Origin of the sequence: Rhodococcus sp. H-CA8f (assembly GCF_002501585.1) — a bacterium.
Taxonomy (GTDB): domain Bacteria; phylum Actinomycetota; class Actinomycetes; order Mycobacteriales; family Mycobacteriaceae; genus Rhodococcus_F; species Rhodococcus_F erythropolis.
The window spans coordinates 2,925,001-2,936,744 of record NZ_CP023720.1; the positions used below are offsets into that span (position 1 = coordinate 2,925,001).

8 protein-coding genes and 2 rRNA genes are annotated in these 11,744 nt (G+C 60.4%); all 10 read left to right on the top strand.

The genetic code is table 11. From position 1 onward, the window contains the following. Nucleotides 1–181: 181 nt before the first annotated feature. The 10 genes from CPI83_RS13680 (at nucleotide 182) to CPI83_RS13725 (ending at nucleotide 11,699) form a co-directional block, all read left to right on the top strand. Nucleotides 182–3,316: ribosomal RNA gene (locus tag CPI83_RS13680) — 23S ribosomal RNA — on the top strand. A 159-nt stretch (nucleotides 3,317–3,475) separates the two neighbouring features. Next, nucleotides 3,476–3,592, top strand: a 5S ribosomal RNA gene (gene rrf / locus CPI83_RS13685). Between the two features lie 61 nt (nucleotides 3,593–3,653). Next, the gene (locus tag CPI83_RS13690; RefSeq protein ID WP_073513327.1) at nucleotides 3,654–4,595 is read left to right on the top strand and encodes a hypothetical protein; all 942 of its coding nucleotides are present in this window, start codon (nucleotides 3,654–3,656) and stop codon (nucleotides 4,593–4,595) included. Then, on the top strand, nucleotides 4,592–5,575 hold the full coding sequence (locus CPI83_RS13695; protein ID WP_092763924.1) for an HAD-IIA family hydrolase: 984 nt from the start codon (nucleotides 4,592–4,594) through the stop codon (nucleotides 5,573–5,575). Before CPI83_RS13690 ends, CPI83_RS13695 begins: the two co-directional genes overlap by 4 nt. Before the next feature lie 76 nt (nucleotides 5,576–5,651). After that, complete coding sequence (locus tag CPI83_RS13700) at nucleotides 5,652–5,894, top strand: hypothetical protein (RefSeq protein WP_019748595.1); 243 nt, start codon at nucleotides 5,652–5,654, stop codon at nucleotides 5,892–5,894. A gap of 1 nt (nucleotide 5,895) precedes the next feature. After that, complete coding sequence (locus CPI83_RS13705) at nucleotides 5,896–6,753, top strand: TlyA family RNA methyltransferase (protein ID WP_019748594.1); 858 nt, start codon at nucleotides 5,896–5,898, stop codon at nucleotides 6,751–6,753. Beyond that, complete coding sequence (locus tag CPI83_RS13710; RefSeq protein ID WP_019748593.1) at nucleotides 6,750–7,697, top strand: NAD kinase; 948 nt, start codon at nucleotides 6,750–6,752, stop codon at nucleotides 7,695–7,697. The genes CPI83_RS13705 and CPI83_RS13710 overlap by 4 nt, the downstream gene beginning before the upstream one ends. 2 nt (nucleotides 7,698–7,699) lie before the next feature. Next, nucleotides 7,700–9,478, top strand: coding sequence for a DNA repair protein RecN (gene recN / locus CPI83_RS13715; RefSeq protein ID WP_003946143.1), 1,779 nt, complete (start codon nucleotides 7,700–7,702; stop codon nucleotides 9,476–9,478). Nucleotides 9,479–9,564: 86 nt separating this feature from the next. Further along, entirely contained in the window at nucleotides 9,565–10,749 is a 1,185-nt protein-coding gene (gene steA / locus CPI83_RS13720; RefSeq protein WP_020907868.1) for a putative cytokinetic ring protein SteA, read from the top strand. Next, nucleotides 10,746–11,699, top strand: coding sequence for a copper transporter (locus CPI83_RS13725; protein WP_092763926.1), 954 nt, complete (start codon nucleotides 10,746–10,748; stop codon nucleotides 11,697–11,699). The genes steA and CPI83_RS13725 overlap by 4 nt, the downstream gene beginning before the upstream one ends. The last annotated feature ends 45 nt before the right edge of the window (nucleotides 11,700–11,744 follow it).

Genomic DNA, 11,744 nt, shown 5'->3' on the forward strand with positions numbered 1-11,744 from the left:
AGAACAAATTATATCGGCATACTGTTGGGTCCTGAGAGAACACGCGAGTGTTTCCTCGAAGGAAGTAACGACAATGTTCAGGCGCGGTCATACCGCAAGAATTTTTTTCTTGTTGGTGTCTGCTTGGAGCCTGAGTGTTGTGTGTTGTTTGAGAACTGCACAGTGGACGCGAGCATCTTTGTTGTAAGTAATGAAGAGCGTACGGTGGATGCCTTGGCACCAGGAGCCGATGAAGGACGTAGGAGGCTGCGATAAGCCTCGGGGAGCTGTCAACCGAGCTGTGATCCGAGGATGTCCGAATGGGGAAACCCAGCACGAGTGATGTCGTGTTACCCGCGCCTGAATATATAGGGCGTGTGGAGGGAACGTGGGGAAGTGAAACATCTCAGTACCCACAGGAAGAGAAAACAACCGTGATTCCGTGAGTAGTGGCGAGCGAAAGCGGAAGAGGCTAAACCATGGGTGTGTGATAGCCGGCAGGTGTTGCATTCGTGGGGTTGTGGGGTTCATTTTGTCTGTTCTGCCGAGCAGGCCAACAGTAAGAAATCACAGGGTTAGTGGAAGTGGTCTGGAACGGCCTGTCGTAGAGGGTGAGAATCCCGTACACGAAAACTTTGTGACTGTTGTAATGGAAACCCAAGTAGCACCGGGCCCGTGAAATCTGGTGTGAATCTGTCGGGACCACCCGATAAGCCTGAATACTCCCTGGTGACCGATAGCGGACTAGTACCGTGAGGGAAAGGTGAAAAGTACCCCGGGAGGGGAGTGAAATAGTACCTGAAACCGTGCGCTTACAATCCGTCAGAGCCTTCGAACAGTTTACTGTTGGGGGTGATGGCGTGCCTTTTGAAGAATGAGCCTGCGAGTTAGTGGCATGTCGCGAGGTTAACCCGTGTGGGGTAGCCGTAGCGAAAGCGAGTCCGAATAGGGCGATCGTAGTGGCATGCTCTAGACCCGAAGCGGAGTGATCTACCCATGGCCAGGTTGAAGCGACGGTAAGACGTCGTGGAGGACCGAACCCACTTAGGTTGAAAACTGAGGGGATGAGTTGTGGGTAGGGGTGAAAGGCCAATCAAACTCCGTGATAGCTGGTTCTCCCCGAAATGCATTTAGGTGCAGCGTCGCGTGTTTCTCACCGGAGGTAGAGCTACTGGATGGTCTAGGGGGCCCACAAGCTTACCGAAATCAGCCAAACTCCGAATGCCGGTGAGTGAGAGCGCGGCAGTGAGACTGCGGGCGATAAGGTTCGTAGTCGAGAGGGAAACAGCCCAGATCGCCAGCTAAGGTCCCTAAGCGTGTACTAAGTGGAAAAGGATGTGGGGTCGCGAAGACAACCAGGAGGTTGGCTTAGAAGCAGCCACCCTTGAAAGAGTGCGTAATAGCTCACTGGTCAAGTGATCCTGCGCCGACAATGTAGCGGGGCTCAAGTACACCACCGAAGCTGCGGCATTCACGCAATAGCCCCCAGTTGATCCAAGGATTTTCTGGCAGGTGTGTGGATGGGTAGGGGAGCGTCGTGTGGCCATGGAAGCGGCAGGGTGACCTAGCCGTGGAGGCCACACGAGTGAGAATGCAGGCATGAGTAGCGAAAGACGAGTGAGAAACTCGTCCGCCGAATGACCAAGGGTTCCTGGGCCAGGTTAATCCGCCCAGGGTGAGTCGGGACCTAAGACGAGGCCGACAGGCGTAGCCGATGGACAACGGGTTGATATTCCCGTACCCGTGTGAACGCGCCCATGGTGAATCAGTGATACTAACCATCCTGAAGCCACGAGAAGACCTTCGGGTCTCGAGTTGGTGGATGCATGGGACCTGATCTGGTAGTAGCCAAGCGATGGGGTGACGCAGGAAGGTAGCTGAGCCAGTCAGTGGTAATACTGGTGTAAGCGTGTAGGGCGTGACCTAGGCAAATCCGGGTCACACATAGCCTGAGACGTGATGCGTAGCCGATTGAGGCGAATTCAGTGATCCTATGCTGCCGAGAAAAGCCTCTAGCGAGCTTTCACACGGCCCGTACCCCAAACCGACACAGGTGGTCAGGTAGAGAATACTAAGGCGATCGAGATAACTATGGTTAAGGAACTCGGCAAAATGCCCCCGTAACTTCGGGAGAAGGGGGGCCCTGTTTGGTGACGACATTTACTGTCTGAGCTGGGTGGGGCCGCAGAGACCAGTGAGAAGCGACTGTTTACTAAAAACACAGGTCCGTGCGAAGTCGTAAGACGATGTATACGGACTGACGCCTGCCCGGTGCTGGAAGGTTAAGAGGACCGGTTAGTTCCTTCGGGAGCGAAGCTGAGAATTTAAGCCCCAGTAAACGGCGGTGGTAACTATAACCATCCTAAGGTAGCGAAATTCCTTGTCGGGTAAGTTCCGACCTGCACGAATGGCGTAACGACTTCTCAGCTGTCTCAACCGTAGACTCGGCGAAATTGCATTACGAGTAAAGATGCTCGTTACGCGCGGCAGGACGAAAAGACCCCGGGACCTTCACTACAGCTTGGTATTGGTGTTCGGTTCGGTTTGTGTAGGATAGGTGGGAGACTGTGAAACGGTGACGCCAGTTATCGTGGAGTCGTTGTTGAAATACCACTCTGATCGAATTGGACCTCTAACCTCGGACCATGATCTGGTTCAGGGACAGTGCCTGGTGGGTAGTTTAACTGGGGCGGTTGCCTCCCAAAATGTAACGGAGGCGCCCAAAGGTTCCCTCAGCCTGGTTGGCAATCAGGTGTCGAGTGCAAGTGCACAAGGGAGCTTGACTGTGAGACTGACAGGTCGAGCAGGGACGAAAGTCGGGACTAGTGATCCGGCACCGGCAAGTGGAAGCGGTGTCGCTCAACGGATAAAAGGTACCCCGGGGATAACAGGCTGATCTTCCCCAAGAGTCCATATCGACGGGATGGTTTGGCACCTCGATGTCGGCTCGTCGCATCCTGGGGCTGGAGTAGGTCCCAAGGGTTGGGCTGTTCGCCCATTAAAGCGGCACGCGAGCTGGGTTTAGAACGTCGTGAGACAGTTCGGTCTCTATCCGCCGCGCGCGTTAGAAACTTGAGGAAGGCTGTCCCTAGTACGAGAGGACCGGGACGGACGAACCTCTGGTGTGCCAGTTGTTCCGCCAGGAGCACCGCTGGTTAGCTACGTTCGGAAGGGATAACCGCTGAAAGCATCTAAGCGGGAAGCCTGTTCCAAGATGAGGTTTCTCACCCCCTCGAGGGGGTAAGGCCCCCGGCAGACCACCGGGTTGATAGGCCAGAACTGGAAGTGCAGTAATGCATGCAGGTGACTGGTACTAATAGGCCGAGGACTTACCACAAAGAAGCTACGCGTCCACTGTGCGGTATCTGAAACAACACACAGATACTGATGAGAAACTCTGTTTTCTCCGTCATCCATCCACCCGGTAACGGGTTCGGGTTGGTGCACGGTGAAACCAGGTGATCAGAAGTTGGTTACTGTGACAGTTTCATAGAGTTACGGCGGTCATAGCGAAGGGGAAACGCCCGGTCCCATTCCGAACCCGGAAGCTAAGCCCTTCAGCGCCGATGGTACTGCACTCGACAGGGTGTGGGAGAGTAGGACACCGCCGAACACCCGTTAACCGAAAGGGGACCCAACATATTGGGTCCCCTTTCGTGCGTTGTATGAGAGGAATGACTGTGTCGGAGAATGGCGACGAGCGTCGGTCCTTCCGTGGGGGAGGAGCGCCTCGATCAGGTGGCCCCCGTCGTGACAACGACGGGCGTGGATCACGCGGCGCTGCAGGCGGAGACCGCCGCGGTGGTGCCGGAGACAACAACCGTGGCGGTGCTGGAAACAGTAACCGTGGCGGCGGATTCAACGGAGGACAGCGTCGCGGCGGCGAGGGTGGGTTCACCCCTCGTGGACGCGACGGCGACCGCAACCGTCAGCAAGCACGACCTGACGAACCGGATTTGCCCGACAACGTAGAGCCCACCGAGTTGGATCCGGCCGTTCGTCGGGATCTGCTCAGCCTCGACAAGGACAACGCCAACACAGTTGCGCGTCACCTGGTCATGGCAGGCAAGCTTGTCGACGAAGACCCGGAACTTGCACTGCTCCACGCTCGTGCTGCTCGTCAGCGCGCCGGCCGAATTGCGGTCGTTCGTGAAGCTGCTGGAATCACCGCGTACCACGCCGGTGAATGGGCTGAAGCTCTCTCCGAGCTTCGTGCTGCCCGTCGAATGGCTGGTGGACCGGGTCTGATCGCTGTCATGGCCGACTGCGAACGCGGTTTGGGTCGACCCGAACGCGCCATCGAGCTCGGCCGTAGCGACGAGGCTGCCCTGCTTTCCGGCGACGAGGCTTCGGAGTTGAGGATCGTGGTCGCCGGCGCCCGCATGGATCTCGGTCAGTTCGATCAGGCAGTTGTCACACTGCAGACCAAGGATCTGGACGCAGCGCGTACCGGTGAAGCGGCGGCTCGGCTTTTCTATGCGTACGCTGATGCCCTCGTTGCAGCAGGTCGTGTCGAAGACGGATTGAAGTGGTTCCTCAATGCTGCAGCTGCAGACCTCGAGGGTGACACGGATGCTGAAGAACGGGTGGCCGAGTTGACCGGAGAAGATCAGTGACCGTGCTTCGTACTCAGTACGACGTACTTTTGCTCGATCTCGACGGCACGCTGTACGCCGGAGCTCATGCGATTCCCGGCACCCAGGCTGCGTTGGGTCAGGGTACGCAGGCTTTGTACTACGTGACCAACAATGCGAGTCGCTCGCCTTCGGCAGTGTCCGCGCATCTGACCGAACTCGGTTTCGATTCCGAAGACGATCGCGTGGTCACCAGTTCTCAGACGGCGGTGCGTCTGTTGGCTGAGCGTCTCGAACCCGGTGCCGCTGTACTCGTCGTCGGTACCGATGCATTGGCCGACGAGGTGACGCGCGTCGGGTTGCTTCCGGTGCGCGAAGTCGCGGATTCCCCGGTTGCAGTCGTCCAAGGACATTCGACGGAGACCAACTGGTCGATCCTCGCCGAGGCATGCTTGGCGATCAGGGCCGGGGCGCTGTGGGTGGCTGCAAACCTGGACACCACACTGCCGTCGGAACGAGGTTTGGTGCTCGGCAACGGCTCGATGGTGGCGGCTCTGCGCGCCGCCACGAGGCAGGAACCCTTGGTGGCAGGCAAGCCTGCTGCTCCGCTGATGGAGGATGCGCTTGCACGCAGTGGGTGCTCGCGTCCACTGGTCGTCGGCGATCGCTTGGACACTGATATCGAAGGCGCACATGCTGTTTCGATCGACTCACTGTTGGTACTGACCGGTGTGAGCACGCCGGTCGACGTACTGCGGGCTCCGATTGAGCAGCGCCCCACCTACATTGCAGCAACTCTGGATTCGCTCAATCAGCCGGCTGTCGAATCGCTGGTCGGTGCGGACTCCAAGTGGTCTGTCTCCGTGAACGGGTCGGCGCTGGTTGTCGACGGCCCGGTTGTCGGGGACGAAATGTCACTTCTACGTGCGGTTGCGCCTGTCGCATGGGCTAATCCGTCGTTCCAGACGCTGGAAGCGTCGGATGCCGGCGTGGCGGATCTGTTTGCTTCCTGGCTGGCCTGATTTCTCGCATATGTGTTCGACTCGCGGGGGTGCGGGTGTATGCGCAACGGAGAGTCATGCACTAACGTTGTGCCCGATGAGCACGCCGACACCGCACCCCGGAAACTCGAGCAACGGATCACCGCTGCCCGGGTCACGCCCTACCGTCGATCCGGAACGAATACGTTCTGACGTCGACGGTTTGCTGGCACGCCTCGGCGGCATCGAACACGATCCGAACGATCATCACGGAGCAGGTGTGATTCCGCAGAAGGCACATATTTTGGAACAGGCACACGAGGTGCTCGTCCAGGCACTCGCCTCTGTGGACAGGGCTTGACGTGGCACGTAGAGCACGGGTGGACGCCGAATTGGTCCGTCGCGGTCTGGCACGATCGAGAGATCATGCGCAAGAACTGATCTCCGCGGGCCGAGTTCTCATTTCCGGAGCCGTTGCGACCAAGCCCGCGACGGCGATCGAAGCCGGAACGCCGCTTCGGGTCGTCGAGGTGGAGCAGGAAGTCTCGTGGGCGTCGCGCGGTGCTCACAAACTGATCGGTGCCCTTGACGCCTTCGGTGCCGAAGGATTGACGGTCGAAGGTCGCCGGTGCCTCGACGCCGGCGCTTCCACCGGCGGGTTCACGGACGTTCTGCTGACACGCGGTGCGAAGGAAGTTGTCGCCGTCGACGTCGGTTACGGCCAATTGGTGTGGCGCCTGCAGTCCGACGACCGAGTGCATGTCATCGACCGAACCAATGTTCGCGCTATCGATGCCGAGACGATCGGCGGAACTGTCGATCTCGTTGTCGCGGACCTGTCGTTCATCTCTCTCAAACTGGTACTCGGGGCGTTTGTCGCCTGTACCGCTGACGGCGCGGACCTGGTTCCGATGGTCAAGCCTCAGTTCGAGGTGGGCAAGGACCGCGTCGGTGCCGGTGGCGTCGTACGAGATCCGGAATTGCGAATCTCCGCTGTGCTCGACGTGTCGGAGGCTGCTGCAAAGGTAGGTCTGCGGACGTTAGGTGTCGTGGCCAGCCCATTGCCCGGTCCGTCGGGAAATGTCGAGTATTTCCTGTGGCTTCGAAAGACGGGTACATCCGGCGACGAAGAGACGGATACCGACGCCGAGACGAACACCGAGGGAATTCCTACGGTGGAGGACATGATTCGCAAGGCTGTAGAGGAAGGGCCCCAGTGAACGCGGTCACGAACGGCGAGTCGCGCGAGATCCTTCTTGTCGCACACCCTGGTCGACGTGACATCACGGAAACTGCCAAGCGGGTCGGGAAGATCTTCGAGCGCGCGGGAATCGGACTGCGAGTCCTCGTCGACGAAGCAGACAGCTCGCGCATCGAAGCAATGACGGAACCCGAGGGTTTCTCTGCGCCGGGTCTCGACGTCACGGTTGTTCATCCCGGCCCTGATGCTGCCGTTGGATGCGAGTTGGTACTTGTCCTCGGTGGCGACGGCACGTTTCTGCGCGCCGCCGAACTCGCTCAAGAAGCGTCCATTCCTGTACTGGGCATCAACCTCGGACGGATCGGATTTCTGGCAGAGACCGAGGCCGAGCATCTCGACGAGGCTCTCGCACAGGTAGTTCGCAAGGAATATCGCGTCGAGTCCCGTATGACACTCGACGTCGTGATTCGGGTGGACGACGAGATCATCGACCGCGGGTGGGCGCTCAACGAGGCCAGTATCGAGAACCGTTCGCGTCTGGGAGTTCTCGAAGTTGTCCTCGAAGTCGATGGCAGACCGGTGTCCGCGTTCGGTTGCGACGGTGTTCTCGTGTCCACTCCCACAGGCTCGACCGCTTATGCATTTTCCGCAGGCGGCCCCGTCGTGTGGCCCGAACTCGAAGCATTGCTCGTCGTACCCAGCAACGCGCATGCGCTGTTCGCGCGGCCGTTGGTCACCAGCCCGAATTCGATCATCGCGGTGGAGACCGTCGCAGGCAGCCACGACGGCCTGGTCTTCTGCGACGGCCGTCGTACCTTGGAACTGCCTGCCGGCGCTCGCGTCGAGATCGTTCGCGGCGCCACTCCCGTCAAGTGGGTCCGGTTGGACTCTGCGCCTTTCGCTGATCGGATGGTTCGCAAGTTCGAGCTTCCGGTTACCGGATGGCGAGGAAGGAAGCCTTAATCGTGCTCGCAGAGATCCGTATCGACAGTCTTGGTGTGATCTCCGAGGCCAGCGCCCAGTTTCACGAGGGCCTGACCGTCCTGACCGGTGAAACCGGCGCAGGTAAAACGATGGTCGTCACCAGCTTGCACCTCCTCAGCGGAGCGCGAGCGGATGCCGGTCGAGTGCGGTTGGGCGCGTCGCGAGCCGTTGTCGAAGGACGATTCATCGCCGACGACGTCTCACCGGCCACCGAGCGTGAGATCGTCCGAATCCTGGAATCGTCCGGCGCCGAGCGCGACGAGGACGGGACCATCATCGCCGTGCGGACAGTCGGCAGCGATGGGCGGTCTCGGGCTCATCTCGGCGGACGAAGCGTGCCGGCGGGAGTTCTCTCCGAATTCACGGACCCACTTCTGACTGTCCACGGACAGAACGATCAGCTGCGATTGCTTCGTCCCGACCAGCAACGCAACGCGCTGGACCGCTTCGGGGACAAGGCAATCGGAACGCTGCTGACGAGGTACCGCAAACACCGTCGTGAATGGCTCGATGCTCGTTCGGAGTTGATCGAGCGCACGTCGAAGGCTCGTGAACTGGCACAAGAAGCAGATCAGTTGACCTTCGCGCTCAACGAAATCGACGGCGTGGCACCCGAGCCCGGCGAGGACACGGCGATCGTTGCCGAAGTTCGTCGACTCAGTGAACTCGATTCGCTCCGCTCGGCTGCGGAAGAGGCGCACGCTGCGCTCGCCGGTAGTGACGACATGGCAAGCGGCGACGTCGGTGTCATGCCGGCGCTAGACCTGATGTCCGAAGCGAGGGCGCGCATCGAGTCGGTCACCGACGCCGATCTCGATGGCCTCGGTTCCCGGTTGGCCGACGCTATTGCCGTCGTCACCGACGTCGCCGGTGACCTGAACACCTACCTGTCCGGGCTGCCCGCAGACCCGGGTGCTCTGGACTCTTTGTTGTCGCGGCAATCGGAACTGAAGACTCTGACTCGCAAGTACGCCGCCGATGTCGACGGTGTTCTCGAATGGGCAGATACTGCTCGCGCTCGTCTATCCAAACTCGACGTGTCCTCGGATGCGTTGTCACTGTTGGCCAAGCAGGTCGAGGAGACGGCTGGCCTGACCGCGGAGGCAGCTACCAAGCTGAGCGCCGCGCGAGTCAAGGCGGCGGCAAAGCTCGCCAAAGCCGTCAGCGCGGAACTCGCCGGTCTGGCGATGGGACGTGCGGGCCTCGAAGTGACTGTGCGTTCGCAGCCTGCCGGCCCGCAGGACTCGGCGCCGCTCAGTGTCGGGGGAGTAGACCTGCATGCCGGGTCTGCCGGCGTCGACGAGGTGGAATTTCGCCTGTCCGCGCACAGTGGGGCACCGTCACTTCCGATCAGCAAGAGCGCTTCCGGTGGTGAGCTGTCACGCGTCATGCTGGCGCTCGAGGTTGTTCTCGCTGGTAGCGACACCGGTGCGACGATGGTTTTCGACGAGGTGGACGCGGGGGTCGGTGGCCGCGCTGCTGTCGAGATCGGCCGCCGATTGGCGAAACTTGCTCGCACGCATCAGGTTATCGTTGTCACCCACCTTCCGCAGGTTGCTGCGTTTGCCGACACCCACCTCGTGGTGGACAAGGTCGACGACAAAGGCGGAGTGGTGAGCAGTGGCGTGCGGACCTTGTCGGATTCGGATCGGGTGGTCGAATTGGCCCGTATGTTGGCAGGGCTGGACGACACCGAAACCGGTCGTGCGCACGCCGAAGAACTGCTCGAGATCGCGAATGCGGCCCGCGTCACAGATTGAAGGTTCTGTGGTGTTGGTGTGACTGATGTGGTAGTTGTCGGCGCGCCTCCACCGGTCAACGCGGTTTCAGGTTCATCATCGAAGCCATGAAGATGCCCGGATTGCTCTCACGTAACACCGAATCCTTGCCTGGGATCAGTGGCATCGCCAGGGCCGATCGGAACACGGCGAAGCTTCTGCGCCGTGTCGGTCCTGGAGACATCGTGATCCTCGACGAAATCGACATCGATCGCCGGACCGCCGATGCTCTGGTGAAAGCCGGAGTCATGGCCGTGGTCAACGCGTCGCCGTCGATTTCGGGGCGGTACCCCAACCTCGGACCGGAAGTGATCGTCGCCAACGACATCGTTCTGATCGATGCCGTCGACGGTGATGTCTTCAAGAACATCAAGGACGGCAGCAAGATCCGCCTGCACGAGGGCGAGATCTTCAACGGCGAGAAGAGCCTCGTCAAGGGTGAAGAGCAGACCGAGGCCGAAATCTCCGACCGGATGATCGAGGCCAAGACCGGCCTGGTCGATCACTTGGAAGCGTTCTCGGGTAACACCATCGAGTTCATCCGCACCGAAAGCCCGTTGCTCATCGACGGAATCGGTGTTCCGGACATCGATATCGACTTGAAGGACCGCCATGTCGTGGTCGTCTCCGACGGCCCCGAACGCGAGACCGATCTGAAGAACCTCAAGCCCTTCATCAAGGAGTATTCGCCGATCTTGATCGGTGTCGGCGCAGGTGCGGACGTGTTGAGCAAGGCCGGATACCGCCCCGATCTGATCGTGGGCGACCCGGAGGAAATCACCAGTTCCACGCTCAAGTCCGGCGCGGAAGTTGTTCTGCCTGCAGACCAGGACGGTCATGCGGCGGGGCTTTCCCGAATCCAGGATCTCGGTATCGGGGCGATGACGTTCCCGGCGACCTGCTCACCGACCGACCTTGCCCTGCTGCTTGCCGATCACCACGGAGCTTCACTGATCGTGACGGTCGGCAACGTGGTGTCCTTGGACGAGTTCTTCGACCGTGGGCGTCGTGAAAGCAATCCGTCGGCGTTCATGACACGGCTCAAGGTTGGACCGAAACTGGTCGACGCCAAGGCCGTCGCAACGCTGTATCGAAGTCGAGTGTCCGGCGGCGCGATCGCGCTCCTGGTGCTCGCCGCCCTGGTGGCAGTGATCGTCGCCCTGGTCGTGTCCAATGCCGGTAGTGAAGTTCTCGACTGGGCAATCGCAACGTGGAACAGCTTCGCGCTGTGGGTTCAGGGGCTCTTCAAGTGATTTCGATGCGTCAACATGCAATTTCCATAGCGGCAATCTTTCTGGCACTCGCGATCGGCGTGGTGCTCGGTTCCGGAATGCTGTCGAGTGGATTGCTGTCCGGTCTGCGTGACGACAAGGCGGACCTGCAGAACGAGATCGAAGACCTCAATCAACAGTCCAATCAGCTTCAGCAGCAACTCAATTCCGCGGACGGCTTCGATGCCGCTGTCGGCGGTCGCGTCGTGCGTGACAGTCTCGCTGGTCGCACCGTCGTCGTCATCACGGCACCGGACGCGGATCCCAGTGATCTCGACGGTGTCAACCGACTCGTCACTGCCGCCGGCGGTGCCGTGACCGGACGCGTCTCGCTCACCGATTCGTTTGTCGACGCCACCGGCGGTGACCGTTTGCGGACTGTCGTCACCAATGTCATCCCTGCGGGGATCACCCTCAGGACCGGCGCGGTCGATCAGGGCAGTCTCGCGGGTGATCTGCTCGGTTCGGTTCTGCTTCTCAACGGGCAGAACAGCGAACCGCAGAGCACTCCGGACGAGATGAATCTCGCGCTCGACTCGCTGCGTAGCGCCGGTTTCATCAGCTACGACGACGGAGCGGTCAAGCCGGCTCAGCTCGCCGTGGTTCTCACCGGCGACAACAAGAGTGAATCCGACGCAGCCACGGGTAACCGCGGCGCCGTCATCGCCCGGTTTGCCGGTGCTCTCGACGGACGCGGCGCAGGAACGATTCTCGCGGGCCGGCCTGGCTCGGCCGAGGGCAGTGGTCCGGTTGCCGTCGCGCGTGCGGACGCGGCGCTCTCAGCGGGCTTGACGACCATCGACAACATCGACCGGGAATCGGGCAAGATCACGACGCCGTTGGCACTTCAGGAACAGTTGAACGGCGGCGCCGGCCGCTACGGCACGGGACCGGGAGCGGCGGCGGTTACCGTCGGCGCACCCACCAACTGAACACCCCGGTATTGATACGCCGGTCACATCGGGGGCGGAAAGTCG

Excerpts from the sequence above, each read along its gene's own strand:
- steA (WP_020907868.1), top strand. The coding sequence starts at position 9,565 with ATGAAGATGCCCGGATTGCTCTCACGTAACACCGAATCCTTGCCTGGG.
- CPI83_RS13700 (WP_019748595.1), top strand. The coding sequence starts at position 5,652 with ATGAGCACGCCGACACCGCACCCCGGAAACTCGAGCAACGGATCACCG.
- CPI83_RS13690 (WP_073513327.1), top strand. The coding sequence starts at position 3,654 with ATGACTGTGTCGGAGAATGGCGACGAGCGTCGGTCCTTCCGTGGGGGA.